The sequence below is a fragment of the Pedobacter sp. 05L430 genome, assembly GCF_056397585.1.
This window is the reverse complement of sequence record NZ_JBFTNT010000040.1, coordinates 14,051-27,500: the sequence shown is the minus strand read 5'-3', so window position 1 is coordinate 27,500 and position 13,450 is coordinate 14,051. Positions and strand designations below refer to the sequence as shown.

The following is a 13,450-nucleotide window of genomic DNA, read 5'->3' as shown; positions in this document are numbered from 1 at the left end:
TTGTTACCCAATTGGATATTATCTAAGCCATCAGTAATATTTTCATATACCGTTTTGGCAGGGTCAAGGTCATTGTGCATCTGATCTACATAACCAAGTGAAACAGTTTCTCCAACACGGAATGTCCCGGTATCTGGAGTTTCCTGTTCAGTAATTAGGCGGAATAATGTTGTTTTACCTGCACCATTAGGGCCAATAATACCTACTATACCGGCAGGTGGTAAAGAGAAACTCAGATTCTCAAATAACAATTTATCGCCATAAGCTTTGGTAACATTGTTTGCCTCAATAACTACATTCCCCAATCTTGGTCCAGGCGGAATAAACAATTCCAATTTGTCTTCTCTTTCTCTCGAATCCTCTGATGCCAGCTTGTCATAGTTTGATAGACGAGCTTTAGATTTAGCATGACGCGCTTTCGGTGCCATACGTACCCACTCAAGCTCTCTTTCAAGAGTTTTCTGACGTTTGCTCTCCGTTTTTTCTTCCTGTGCCAAACGTTTAGCCTTTTGATCTAACCATGATGAATAGTTTCCTTTCCATGGAATACCTTCACCTCGGTCTAACTCAAGAATCCATCCGGCAACATTATCAAGGAAATACCTATCGTGGGTTACTGCAATTACAGTTCCTTTGTATTCTTTTAAAAACTGCTCTAACCAATCAATACTTTCAGCATCAAGGTGATTCGTAGGTTCATCTAGTAATAAAACATCTGGTTCCTGCAGTAGTAAACGACACATCGCCACACGTCTTCTTTCTCCACCCGATAGTACTGAAATTTTTGTATCCGGATCTGGGCAGCGAAGCGCATCCATTGCACGTTCTAATTTGTTATCCAGCTCCCATGCATTTACAGCATCAATTTTGTCCTGAAGCTCACCTTGTTTGGCCATTAGTTTATCCATTGCATCAGCATCTTCGTAAACTTCCGGCAAACCAAACTGTTCATTAATAGACTCGTATTCTTTAAGGATAGCGGTAATTTCAGCTACGCCCTCTTCAACAACCTCTCTAACTGTTTTGTTTTCATCTAGTTCCGGCTCCTGWGCAAGATAACCTACAGTGTAGCCCGGAGAGAAAACAACTTCGCCTTGAAAAGCTTTGTCAATACCAGCAATGATCTTCAAAACCGATGATTTTCCCGATCCATTTAAACCAATAACACCTATTTTTGCACCATAAAAAAAGGAAAGGTATATGTTCTTTAAAACCTGTTTCTGAGGGGGGTAAATCTTATTTACCCCGGCCATTGAAAATATTATTTTCTCGTCGGACATCGTTATTTCGTATATTAGAGTTGTTTTTATTAAAACGGGGACAAAACGGGGACAATTTTTTTGTTAACTAAAAAGAAAACTATGTCAAACTTCACACATTCTGAACCCTATATTTATAGCAAAGATAAGAAAGGAAAGCCAGTAAAAAAGTGGTGTATCAGATATTCGATTCAATATCCAAATGAAGGGAAAGAATACCCCAAGGAATATGGTAATTCCTATAAAAAGGATCTTAATAGAATCCGTAATCCAAAAACTAAACAGTATGAGGCAGAAATAATCCTGGGATGGGTAGAAGCTGATTTAAAGAATGGAATAGATCCTAGATTTCGGGAGAAACAGGTAGAAGATCGGATAATGGAGGAAATTAAAGCATCGGAACAATACAAGTATGCTGATGTATTTAAGCTATGGTTCGCCTCGATGAATTATGTTAACCCTATCCCCAGTAAGGAAATTTCTGCAAAAATCTATAAGAGATTTCATGAAAATCAATTTATTCCATACTTAAAGAGTATCGGTAAAGAACATGATATCCGACTAATAGATGACAACGTGTATATTTCGCAGATAGTAGACACTTCATTTCGGGCCAAACTGTGCACCCGAACTTCTACCCTTCATATCCGGAGGAATCTTAGTCTTTGAGGCCAATATATTCAAATCCCGAAAATTCACCCTTATCCATTTTTTAGTGGAGCTCTTTTATTTTTAGCGCCGTGACTGATGACGGATAGTTTCAAAGGCTATTTTTGAGACCTGAGAGGAGATCGTGACCTCAGTTTTTGATAAATCTATGTAYCTGAAGAAGTCTTCATGGATTGGCYTCAGAATTTTGCAATGAAACGCAATTARAGGCATGCTAATTAATTTTTATGACCGAAATGAGTTATCATCCCATGGTGCTTTTCTTGAGGCTAAAAACGGCTTAAAATAAGCCGACTGACCATTTTTCAACGAAATCAACTGATCATTTTGGGCCGTAATATGAGGCCACGTTCCGCGAAAGAGGTGGCCACATACGGAATAATCCCCATTTGGACGACTGGCTCAGGTGTAGCTTCAGTCTGCACATTAATTTTATCTGGCCAACACTACTTTTGCAATCATTCCTCGTTAAGTTATTTGATTGCCTCCGAAATGGAATAGCCAATTTTTATGGACTGTGCAACCAACAGTTCAATATCAGATGTTTTGGTTCGGTGGTTTAATATGCATACCCTGATGCAGTAAGCCCCTCCCAGAATTGTGGATGAAGGAGATGCTATTCCGCTCACCTGTAACTTAATGAGCAACTCGCGATTGAGTGCATTTGCCTCAGATTGGCTTATACCCTGTCTTATGAACCGGTAACACACTATACTCAGGCTAATCGGTGCCATCAGTTCAAGCTCCGGATTACGAGTAATCAACAGCCCTAGGTGCTTTGCCTGCCGTAGATTTTGGACAATTTGCCGGGTAATTTTTTTAATACCATGTTCTTTAAAAGACATCCATACTTTTAGGGCTTTAAAACCCCTGGAAAGCTCGAAACCGTAATTGGTGATGGGATCGAGGCCGCCTGCCAGTCCTTCCATTTCGTTCATCAAATATTTTGGAGTGAATGAAAATGCCGCCCGGTGAACTTCCTGATCTTTGATCAACACACAGCCCGCCTCATAAGGTGCTTGAAACCATTTATGCAAGTCAAAAGCGACACTGTCTGCATCTTCAATGTATCTGAGCCTCTGTTTGTGAGATCCAGTCAGTTTTGCTGGTGCTCCGTAAGCACCATCTATATGAAACCAAAGCTGATAAGTCCTGCAAATATCCCGGATTGACTTAAGCGGGTCTATTGCGCCGGTATTGACCGTTCCCACGGTAGCTACAACACAAAACGGGCTAAATCCGGTTTTCAGATCAGTTTGAATCTGTTTTTCCAGATCTTTTATTTTAATCCGGTACTGTTTGTCAACTCCGATCAGGCGAACGGAATTTTTCCCAAGACCAAGAATCTCAGCTGCTTTTAACACACAGCTATGGGTTTCAACTGAGCAATATAATACTAATGCGGCAGGCGAACCGTATAAACCATTGGTTCTTACATCGTAGCCTGCTTTATGATTTCTGGCAACGGTCAGTGCAGTAATGTTAGCCATTGAACCGCCGCTAACCAGCAGACCCGATGATGTTTCTGGAAAACCCATTAGCTGCTTACACCATTTCACTACTTGCTGGTCGACATACATTGCCGAATGTTCACCGATCGTGACATTGGGATTCATCGCCGATGCGAGTAGGTCCGCAAATGCACCCAGTGGGGTTCCGCCGCCCTGTACCCAGGCGAAAAATCTTGGATGGATATTTCCTTTTGGGTATGGCAGTATCGTTCGTAAAAATTCAACGTATACATCGTTTGCTGTAGTGGGAAATTGGGGGAGGTCCGTGGAAAGGGTGTTTTTGACTTCCTGTGGCACCTCATTCCATACGGGCACGTGCCCAATGTTACACAATAGGTCAATCACATCATCAATTACCTGATGTCCGAGTTTGCGCATTTGATGCCAGTTTTCCGGATCTAGGCTTTGTTCTTTCATTATTCTGCTTTTATGCGTCATCATTGGGATTTGGGAAGGCTTTTTGCGAGTATAAGCGCCTGTCTAAGCACCACATCCTCCCCGGTTAAAATCTGTTGTATAGTTGGATTTATATTTAGCTCAACGGGAACTCCTTTCGCGGTTGCAGTCGGGTTCTTCAAGTGCATGTAATAGCCAAGCAAGGGAACGTCTAGCCCAAGTTTGGTATTTGGCAAGGTGACCATTGCAAAGCCGCCGCTTGAATTTCCAGTATACCCGCCGCCAGTTTCTTCGCCAACCAGCATCGCTCGCCGGTTATCTTTTACAATTGCTGCAAATTCGCTGGTCACCGAGAAACTTCTGCCGTTGACCAATACGATTAATTTGCCCGTATACGGATTTGGCTGCGGAGTTTGCAGTCCAAGACCCTCTTTTTGCGTAAATAGATACTCGTTGCCTTTTTTAACAATAAATTGTTTAAGGTAGGCTAACTCCGGCGGAAGCCATGCGTACTCAGAAAATGAGTAATCTGGTTTTCCCGCCACCGTAAAACGGTCATAATATCTAAACGGCATAGCTGTGAGGTAAGCGTAGAGTTTGAACCCAAAGGCGTCGGTGCCGCCTTCATTATCCCGGAGATCAATAATGAGCGAATTGATCGACTTGTCTTTAATATTTTTAAACGCGCTTGCTAAAAAATCCTCATATTTCTGTAAACCTTCTTTTTCCTGAAAGACCGGGATACGCATTAATGCGACTTTTGCACTTGGGTAGATAAGTGAATATATGGGCTCCAGAGGAATGAACCTGGGAAAAGCAGTGGCCGCCGCCGATCTTACTGATATCCCTTTCGGTTTGCCCGTCTTATCAATCAACTGGATATCAAATACATTTTTGTCGCCTAAGACTTCTGCATAATAACCCGAAAATGTTTGATTCAGCTCCTGATATTTGAACGTTTCTCCATCAGCATCTGAAAAAATATTTTGGAAAAGAAGGGACTTGATTTCACTAATGGCTTTCCCGTTAATTGACTTTAGTTCGCATCCCGCATACGGAAACGACGGATCTGAAAATGACTTAAGAATATAAGCTTTATCTTTTCTAAAGTGCAATTTCAATGGAAAGTAACCTTGTTCAAAAAAGGCAAAATGATCATCTGGCCTTTTTTGACGGTGAAATTTGGTATGGCCGTCGGCAAGGTAGGCAATCATTGGGTTCACTATCCGGTAAAATTCCAATTCTGTCATATCTTTATTCAGGCGGCTCTCCGTTTGCTCAAAGGCGGTCGTGATCTGTTGTTTTGTTCTGTACCTGTAAAGCCCGGGATGCGCCTCCTGCAACGCGGCACGAATGATTGAGAAATCTTTTTTTAACTCGGACTTGGTAAAAATTTTTTGGGCAATGCTTGCCTGACCGAGGCAGAGCAACACTGTAATAAATTGAATTATCTTCATTTGATTTGGTATAAGTAAAATTTGAATAGAATCAATTTAACCAGTGTGCAGACCCAAATTGTCCGGGGTCAAAAATCTCAGGGTCTAAGTGTAGATTAAACCGCACCCTTTCATATTGAACTACCTGGTGCAATTTCTTGTTCACATATTCCTTTCTTTGAGCCGGGAACCAGACACCATCAATTTTTTTGTAACCGGAATATTGTATGTCCACCGGACCTGATCTGCTGTCGTATCGCCACCTCACCGGATACTTTTCAATGGCATCATACCATACCTGATCTGTATCTTCATCCAAGGGATGACTTGCACCAAAAATTAAAGTTGTCCTGCCATTCCAAACTTGCTGCCTTCCCTTAGCGAGGTCAATTCCTATTTTTTTAAAGTCGGATTTGACACTGTCGAAGGATTGGATAGACATTTTTATAAATACCAGGTCTTCGAAATGCACAATCGGCCAGCCGCTATATGCCTGCTTATATTTTTTAAAGGTATAAGTGGCTTTCCCAACTTGTATTAGGGCATTGCCATCATCAATGCTCCCGATATCTTCGCGAAACAGCTCTGGAAGAATGCCCGCCTTGTACCTTGCCCATGTACTACTGGTTTGATTATATTGTTCGGTCGTACCCTGCTCGGACCAGGTATAGGACTTCAATGAAATTTGCTGTCCTGCAGCCCAGACTGCCTTAAAGTCTGGAATGGTACTTTGCGCCGATACGATTTCCCGTGAATAAGAACAGATCAGCAGTAAGGCGATGATAAAATAATTTTTCATGCTCAAAAGTAGAGATGCGGCTCACACGCTAATATGGCTGTCGAAATGGAACATGTTTTCATCGACATACAACTCAATGGAGCCCTTTAACAACACTTAAACATCAAACTCCCAAACACCTATTTAAAAAAGTAGTCTTCAATGCCAGGCCGGCAAATCAGACAGAAACTATGGGCCAGTTAGGCGACAGATCATCCCGGAAGAATTGCAACATGGTTTCCGAGGCTTCCGTTAGGGAAAGTCAGCACAGGCAAAGCATTAATGTTAAGAAGAGGTTGTTTAAATGTTAAAAACGGCATTTCGGCGACAACGTAGTTACTTTTGTCTACGATATTTTACACTTTTTCTGTCGAGGCTGATCTTTGGAGCCGCAGTATTGTCCCGGCATATTAAGATTGACAATTATGTTATCATTCATTTTCAATAAAAATCCTTGGCAAGGCGCTTCCAATTGGAAAAAACTATAAATCAGATTGCCAAAAACGACTGAGCGCACTTACCGTGAAACTACCCGGGCGCATGACATCGGATAAGGTAGCTGTGAACTTTTAACGTAAAGAAACCCTATGTACTCATTGATTATAAAAATTATATACAGAACCATTGGAGAATTTTGGTTGTCCAGTATTAGCAACCTGTCAGCAGAGATCTGGCCGTTTGGCCGTATTCGAGGAAACAAAGTCCTTGTAACTTTGCTGATCAGCCTGCAATGTTTAAGCAGCACCGGCATGGCCCAGCAAAAAAAACAACCAAATGCCTCTCAAATCCAAAAGATGATTGCGGAAATGAAAAAGAAAGCAGGTTCCGGAGGTAAGATTGATCCTGCAGTACTTGCAGGGCTTGCCAGTCAGCTGGGTGTAAACAGAACAGGCACAAAGGGAGCATTTCAAAAGGCCAGACCAGCCAATGATTTCCCCAGATTGTACATTGGCGACCTGCCGAAAAATCCGTTGGCCGGAAAAAAGCTCAATGACTACATCGTTAACCTGGAAAGTAAAGCGATATCCCGAATGTCAGCAGCAGATCTTGCGGCTGTGGATACCGCTATTGTTCTGGCGGCAGACACGCTATCCAAAATGGCAGAACTTTCCATTTATGCGTTTTATAATGGTGGTACAGCGTCTGGACTTCTGCTGGCAATGAAAGTAGCATTAAAAGATGTAAACCATGATTTGAATCTCAACAATCTGAGTGGCATGCTCATCACTGCTGGTGCACCTGCTCAGGCAATACCCATTTTAAGAGGACTGGTGTTGCGAAACCCAAACAACCCGATGGTGCTTAACAATATGGGACAATCTTTTGCCGGAGTTGGGCTAAAAGACAGCGCCATGTTCTACTTCGCCAAATGCCTCAAGGAGAATCCCAGGCATGCCCAGGCAAACAATACTGCCGCACGCATCGCCAAATCCAATGGTAATACCGCCAAGGCATTGGAGCTGGCTAAGGCTTCGGTTCAAAGCGAGTTAACTACCGAAGCCATGGATTTGATTAGTCAGTATGATAAAAGCGGCGACGCTTATGATTTCCTAGCCAGAGCAAAACACATTCCCGATTATTTTAATCTCTATAAATTCAAAAAGCCGGCGCATCAAACCAGTGTTAACGACGCAGAACAAGTCAAAGTCCAGCAGTTGGAGTTTTCAGACCAGATTGACAACATGATCTCCGAACTGGGCGTACTTGCCGGCAAGGCCTCTAAACTGGGGAATTCGGAACTGCAAAAGACCGTGCGAGATGCTTATACCCATACACTGGCCACCGGCCAAAGCCCGACTCCATTAATGTCCCCAATCGTTATTAAAGCCACCCGCGTACTGCCTAACAGGTATATCCAGCGAGAGCTTTTGCAGAAAATGCAGCAGGCGGAGCAGTCATACCGGTGGACCATCGCACAGGAAAAAAAAGCATTAGATCAGGACCTGCAGAAAATCCAGGAAAAATTTATCCAGATGATGTCCGGTTACGAATGCCGTGAAGGCAAAGGTGCTGGCTGTCTTATGATAGAAAAGCTTAGCAGACAAAGTTGCCAGGAAAAGGACGAGCGGATTGGCGTCTATCTTGAAAGCTGCGCACTTGCAGCAGATGGCTTTGACAAAGTGCAACTCCAAGCGGCCAGGGAAAGATTCCATTTCAATTCCAAATGGCAATACCTGACAGGTGTGAATGAGTACCTTTCCAACTTTCAGTACTACAGTGCCGCGATTCAATACCTTAAAGAGATCAAAAAAGTAGTGGGTTATCCCGTGGTCGAGCCGGCCTGTGGCAATCTTGATCGCCAGCCAAGACAGAAAAGTAGACTCGCCGATTTTGAATATGCCTGCCCGGTCAACCTAAATATGGAACTTGGAATAGCATCGCTGAAAGCAAACTGTAAGGAGTTGAGCTGGACAATCAAAGCGCCGGAATTTGTCAAGTTCAACTTCAAGAAGAACTTTGAAACAGGAGAGTCGACTTTAAGCCTGATTGCCTTCTTGGAAGCTGGCGGGGGTATCGGCGATGTAAAGGGGAGCCAAATTGGGATTCGGGGCGGTATTAAGGCTGAAGCTTACGAAGCCTTCTTTATCAGTTTTGATAAGAACAATTCCTTTGCCGACGCCGGTATTCGTACTGGTGCAAATGTGGTCATCTCTGCCTCAAGCGGCGTTAAAGGGGAGGGAGCAGCCACAACGATTGAAAAAGGATTTGAAGCTAGTTTTGGCATCAATTCGGGTTTTACAGGAGGGCCTAAGGGTATGGACGGAATTGGAAACAGCGTGGCTGGCAGCGCAGATGCGGCGATCAGTTCCTGGTTCAAATAAGGAACACAGTATGCGACACAGGCTTTATCGTTGGATTTTTCGTTTTCCGTTTGGCGAGCCTCTTTTTCTCAGAATTCCATTGTCTCCGATTTATGAAGCGGTCTAACGCTATAATTGCGTTACTGATCTTAGGTATTTGGTTGTATGTCGACAAACATTTTAGACCTTCCTTCCTCTTGGCAACTTTATGCTTTAACAGACCATAGGTTTCACAACAGGATTTTAACTGTATAATTATGAAAACCATTACAACGATGCTTCCTGTTGCTCTGATTTGCGTTTTTTTTAGCTGCAAAAAGAGGCGGGATAAACCAGAAGGTGCCGACCTGATGGCCTCTCGTGCGTCATTTGCAAGAACGTTCTACTACCCTGGGGGTGGGAATACGGTAAGTACAAAGTACTCAACCACCGCAATTACAGCTGCCGCAAATATTCTGACAGATGGCAGCTTATCGGTAGCGCTAAAGACCGCCTATCCCGCTGGAAGAGATAACATCACTATAGTAATCCCTGCAGCAGCGCTAAAGCCCGGTTATACGGGTCTTTATCCTGTCAGAATCTCTTCGTCACCCGCCTACTATGTGAATTATCAATATCGGCGCGCCTCCGGTTCCACTGCTGATTTCTTACCTGGCAATACCGTAGGTACGATAGAGCTTAGTTATAAAAAAGAAACAAAAATGCTGGGCGGTACTTTTTCTCATACTATCGTTTCCAGTTGGGATCCGGATAAAGAAGATCCGGTTCAGCCTAGAAACACGCACATTAATTTGGATGGAAGGTTCTTTCTGCCGCTGGTAAAGCAATAATAGTCCGCGATCATCCTGCTGCTATTAATGCAGCGGTAACGTTGATAATTTTAACACCCATGCGGCGATGTTAGGCTGCCTTATGTCTACTATATCAGGACGTTGGTCGATTATGGTTGAGGGCCAATAGATAAGTATGGATTTTTGCATTCATCGTTTACCTCCCCATGGCAGGGCATATTCGAAGCGTTTAGCCAAGGGGGTTTATTTAACAGCTATGATTAAGAAACATCACTTATTAGTACTAATGGCCATCGGCCTAACAAGCCCTTGCTTTAGTCAGGGTTTTCTAAAAAAACTGCAGAAAAAGGCGGAAGCGGCTGCAACAGATCTGATTATAAAAAAAAGTACGCAAAAGGCTGAAAAAGCAATGGAAGAAAAAAAACAAGAGGAAAGTACATCAACCTCTTCTTCGCTCAAACAAACAGAAGAGCCTGCAAGTGGCAGTACCCGCGAGGTAAAATCCTATTCTAAATATGATTTTGTTCCGGGGGCCTCGATTCTCTTTACAGAAAACTTTGAGCAAGATCAAATTGGTGAGTTTCCTCTTAAGTGGTTTACCAATGGTAGCGGAGAGGTGGTTACCCTGGAAGGTTTCGCCGGAAAATGGGTTAAGATGAGTTCCGGAGCGCTACTTTCGCCGACTTTCAAGTTCCCCGAAAATTTCACCTATGAATTTGATGTATTTATGGATATAGATCCGGCGACCCGCTATGTGCGGCCAGCTCTGGGCTTTGAGCTCTTTGATCGGGGGAATAAAGCAACCAAAGTAGGTTACAACGCTTATACCATTAAAAATATGTTAAAGTTTTCTGCTGGTCTGCATGCCGACAATGCCATAGTTACCCTCGATTCCCGCCAAAACGCGCTAGTGAAGCTGCAGAGTGAAAAAGTGAAGCTTCCTGGTTTCCAGACGAACTACAGAAATGTAGTTCACGTGGCCATAGCAGTACAAAAAGAAAGGCTCAGGCTGTGGATGAATGCCGATAAGATTTTTGACCTGCCGATCGCTGTCGCAAGTCCCCATAATTTTAACCAGTTGTTGGTATGGGGCGCTAAAACCAAAGAGGGAAGCCCGGCATTTTATTATACAAATTTCAGAGTTGCGGCAGGTTTAGCTGATACCCGTACTAAGTTGCTCAGTGAAGGCAGGTACAGTACCAGTGGAATTCTCTTCGATTCTAACTCCGATCAAATTAAACCTGAGTCAACTGGCTTAATGCGGGAAATCGCCGCTGCGCTCAAAGAAAATGGCAACGTGAAATTCACCATCATTGGACATACTGATAATCAGGGGAATGATGCTGACAATCTAGTCTTGTCAAAAAAACGTGCGGAGGCGGTAAAAAAAAGTTTAATAGAGGAATATGGAGTTGAGGCATCCTTGCTGCAAACCCAAGGCAAAGGTGCTGTTCAGCCCATTGCGGAAAATAATACCCTCACCGGCAGGATGCAAAACAGACGAGTGGAGTTCATCAAGATATCGCAATAGTCAAAAAGGTGCGGCCCAGCATCTCAAAAATGTTTGTATTAAGATCTTTAACGTGAGAGGTCGCGTTCAAGTAAATCGATAATCACTTTGATCAGAAGGATTATAGGTTAGCTAATAATCGTATCAGCAAACTTCCAGGATTGGGGTTTGCTGATTTCAAATTTAACAACCAGCAGCTACTTTCTAAGCAATTAAATTAAATATTATATGAAACAAAAATCAGCAGCCGCAAAAGGCTTATTCAGGCAGGCGATAGTCCTTGCTATTCAAACCAGTATTGCAGTCGTTGTCCTTACCGGATATGGATGTAAAAAAAGTTCAGCAGCTGGGCCATCAGATGGTTACGCTACTGGCAAAGTGAAGGATTCCAAGGGCGGCCCCATGGCGGGGATTGAAGTCATTGTTGAAAATACACTAGTTGGCAATCATACATACGCGGCTGGTACTTCCGACGCTAATGGTAACTATAAAATCAAACTGCCGAATGTGGGTACTTTTCACGCCTCTGCATACGTTAAGAAGRTATTTAACGGTAAAAACTATGAACTTCCGCTTGATCCTGATAATAATGAATCCTTCAGCAATAAGGGTGCAGTAGTCAACTTTCAATGGAAGTTATCCGGCCCCAAACCGACGGAAATGGAAGGATTCTACGGAGGTAGCGTGTATATTTATAATCATCCGGGCCGGTATATATTAGATGAACACAATATTGAATTCAAGTTGACGCCGGTAGGTAATTTAATTGATGGTTCAAACGGACAAGCATTAACTAGAAAAAGTGGTGAATCACAAACGATCTCATACGGAAGGTTGCTAGACATCCCTATCGGACGATATGTGGTCACTGCAACGTATTTAACTGGGGGAACAAGGGTTCCCTTGACTTTGAGAGTGTTAGACTCTACCAGTCCATACACCGCGCAAATGACTATAGATTTTGAGCCCAGTACTTCGGCTGGTAAGAATACGGCGAACATCCAGTATTACTATTGATGAATACCAACCAAGACAGCTCCCATCGATGAGACGGAAGCTGTCTCGGTTATAATTGAGGGATCTATTTCCTGATGTCAGAGGCATATCCAGAGCCTACACCATTGTGTTTCAGTCTCACCAGCTTCTTGTTTTTCCAATAGCATGGCAGGTCACCTTCACCGCCCATCACATACACGTCGTTTCCTTCGATAAAAACCTGATCAGCATGAAAGGTGGTTCCAGCTACTGTCTCCAATTGCACTTTGTCAACAGTAGGTGTGCCTGCTTCGCTTAAAGCAAGAGAAATATAAAAACATTCTCCCGTAGCGTTCGCAGTTACCGGGATATAAGGCTTCCCTTGGCTTACAAAGACACTTCCAACAGTTGAATTGGCCGGAATATGACTGGTCGTATAAATCCTAGTCACCTTAGTCTGAAGATTGATGGTGATGAATAAATATTGGATTGATTCGTCCGAATCCCTTCTTGCGGAACTGTTGAAGAAAAGCGTCTGGTCATTTATAAGTTGCATATCCAATAAACTAATAAAACTGTATCCATTTTTTTCTAGTTTGAAATTATTGATCTTGTTCTTATCCCGGTAAATGTCAAGCTCGGTCCAGAGCAGCCGGGGCTCGGCTTTCGCAAGTACAGCACCATTGTTACTTCCGGCTATTAAGTTATAGTCTATGTTGGGTGTAAGCTCATGGACCGAGAATTCTCCTTTTTCACTAATCCTATAGTAATATTGCATCGTTGAAGCACCAAAGGATTCTGCGAGCATGTAAAGATTTTTTTGGAAGTGAGCATACGCAACAAAAGCCTCGGTAAAATTGTTGGAAATGGGTACCTTAAGCTCCTCGGCCAGGTGATAATATTTGTCCTTGCTGAAGTAACTGATACGGTACTTATTCTGGCTGATCATGTGAGAACCGAAAAAGTTAACGGATTTGCTGGCGTTAAGCTTATTTCCTTGGATGAAGAGGCCCTCAATAGCCATTGGACTCAGATCATAATTTAGAAAATTGTCAAACTTGGCATCTGCCGTCCACAATACGTAATTGGAACTAGGTAAACCATTTTTTCCAAATAAATAAATGTCAGAAGTGGCTGGAATACTGCCGCCTTTGCCATCAGGACCGGTTGGGATTTCGTTTTGTCCTTGGGGAGTTGGAGTCGCGGGTTCGTCCTTCTTGGTTTTTTTGCACGCGCTAATCGCGAAAATGGCCGCCAGGCCATAGAGAAAGAATTTATTCATGTTGATTTGATTAATTTAATCCGCAAATACACATCAAAACAA

10 protein-coding genes are annotated in these 13,450 nt (G+C 43.0%); 5 read left to right on the top strand and 5 right to left on the bottom strand.

All coding sequences use genetic code 11. The features are described 5' to 3' along the window. On the bottom strand, window positions 1–1,280 hold a 1,280-nt coding region (gene ettA / locus AC1DG9_RS09135; RefSeq protein WP_477634527.1), incomplete at its 3' end, for an energy-dependent translational throttle protein EttA. Between the two features lie 81 nt (window positions 1,281–1,361). Here ettA and AC1DG9_RS09130 point away from each other — a divergent pair. Beyond that, window positions 1,362–1,928: a hypothetical protein gene (locus AC1DG9_RS09130; protein ID WP_288882686.1), complete on the top strand. Its 567-nt coding sequence runs from the start codon at window positions 1,362–1,364 to the stop codon at window positions 1,926–1,928. A gap of 473 nt (window positions 1,929–2,401) precedes the next feature. Here AC1DG9_RS09130 and AC1DG9_RS09125 read toward each other — a convergent pair whose 3' ends face one another. The 3 genes from AC1DG9_RS09125 to AC1DG9_RS09115 are packed head-to-tail and all read right to left on the bottom strand — an operon-like array spanning window position 2,402 to window position 6,070. Then, window positions 2,402–3,856 carry a pyridoxal phosphate-dependent decarboxylase family protein gene (locus AC1DG9_RS09125; RefSeq protein ID WP_288882684.1) on the bottom strand — a complete coding sequence of 485 codons (1,455 nt, stop codon included), beginning with the start codon at window positions 3,854–3,856 and terminating at the stop codon, window positions 2,402–2,404. 20 nt (window positions 3,857–3,876) lie between these two features. After that, on the bottom strand, window positions 3,877–5,292 hold the full coding sequence (locus tag AC1DG9_RS09120) for a S41 family peptidase (RefSeq protein ID WP_288882683.1): 1,416 nt from the start codon (window positions 5,290–5,292) through the stop codon (window positions 3,877–3,879). 31 nt (window positions 5,293–5,323) lie between these two features. Further along, the gene (locus AC1DG9_RS09115) at window positions 5,324–6,070 is read right to left on the bottom strand and encodes a hypothetical protein (protein ID WP_288882681.1); all 747 of its coding nucleotides are present in this window, start codon (window positions 6,068–6,070) and stop codon (window positions 5,324–5,326) included. Between the two features lie 566 nt (window positions 6,071–6,636). On the opposite strand from AC1DG9_RS09115, the gene AC1DG9_RS09110 reads away from it, so the two are divergent. The 4 genes from AC1DG9_RS09110 to AC1DG9_RS09095 all read left to right on the top strand — a co-directional run bounded on the left by AC1DG9_RS09110 (window position 6,637) and on the right by AC1DG9_RS09095 (window position 12,168). Further along, the gene (locus tag AC1DG9_RS09110) at window positions 6,637–8,871 is read left to right on the top strand and encodes a tetratricopeptide repeat protein (RefSeq protein WP_288882680.1); all 2,235 of its coding nucleotides are present in this window, start codon (window positions 6,637–6,639) and stop codon (window positions 8,869–8,871) included. 236 nt (window positions 8,872–9,107) lie between these two features. Continuing rightward, window positions 9,108–9,680, top strand: coding sequence for a hypothetical protein (locus AC1DG9_RS09105; protein ID WP_288882678.1), 573 nt, complete (start codon window positions 9,108–9,110; stop codon window positions 9,678–9,680). Between the two features lie 136 nt (window positions 9,681–9,816). Continuing rightward, complete coding sequence (locus tag AC1DG9_RS09100) at window positions 9,817–11,172, top strand: OmpA family protein (protein WP_288882677.1); 1,356 nt, start codon at window positions 9,817–9,819, stop codon at window positions 11,170–11,172. Between the two features lie 207 nt (window positions 11,173–11,379). Further along, window positions 11,380–12,168: a peptidase associated/transthyretin-like domain-containing protein gene (locus tag AC1DG9_RS09095; protein ID WP_477634526.1), complete on the top strand. Its 789-nt coding sequence runs from the start codon at window positions 11,380–11,382 to the stop codon at window positions 12,166–12,168. Between the two features lie 64 nt (window positions 12,169–12,232). On the opposite strand, the gene AC1DG9_RS09090 is transcribed toward AC1DG9_RS09095, so the two are convergent. Then, window positions 12,233–13,408, bottom strand: a complete 1,176-nt coding sequence (locus AC1DG9_RS09090) for a hypothetical protein (protein ID WP_288882674.1) — start codon at window positions 13,406–13,408, stop codon at window positions 12,233–12,235. Between the last annotated feature and the right edge of the window lie 42 nt (window positions 13,409–13,450).

Bases quoted from the DNA above. Each gene is read 5' to 3' on its own strand.
- AC1DG9_RS09130 (WP_288882686.1), top strand. From the start codon at position 1,362: ATGTCAAACTTCACACATTCTGAACCCTATATTTATAGCAAAGATAAG.
- AC1DG9_RS09125 (WP_288882684.1), bottom strand. From the start codon at position 3,856: ATGAAAGAACAAAGCCTAGATCCGGAAAACTGGCATCAAATGCGCAAA.
- AC1DG9_RS09120 (WP_288882683.1), bottom strand. From the start codon at position 5,292: ATGAAGATAATTCAATTTATTACAGTGTTGCTCTGCCTCGGTCAGGCA.
- AC1DG9_RS09115 (WP_288882681.1), bottom strand. From the start codon at position 6,070: ATGAAAAATTATTTTATCATCGCCTTACTGCTGATCTGTTCTTATTCA.
- AC1DG9_RS09110 (WP_288882680.1), top strand. From the start codon at position 6,637: ATGTACTCATTGATTATAAAAATTATATACAGAACCATTGGAGAATTT.
- AC1DG9_RS09105 (WP_288882678.1), top strand. From the start codon at position 9,108: ATGAAAACCATTACAACGATGCTTCCTGTTGCTCTGATTTGCGTTTTT.
- AC1DG9_RS09100 (WP_288882677.1), top strand. From the start codon at position 9,817: ATGGATTTTTGCATTCATCGTTTACCTCCCCATGGCAGGGCATATTCG.
- AC1DG9_RS09090 (WP_288882674.1), bottom strand. From the start codon at position 13,408: ATGAATAAATTCTTTCTCTATGGCCTGGCGGCCATTTTCGCGATTAGC.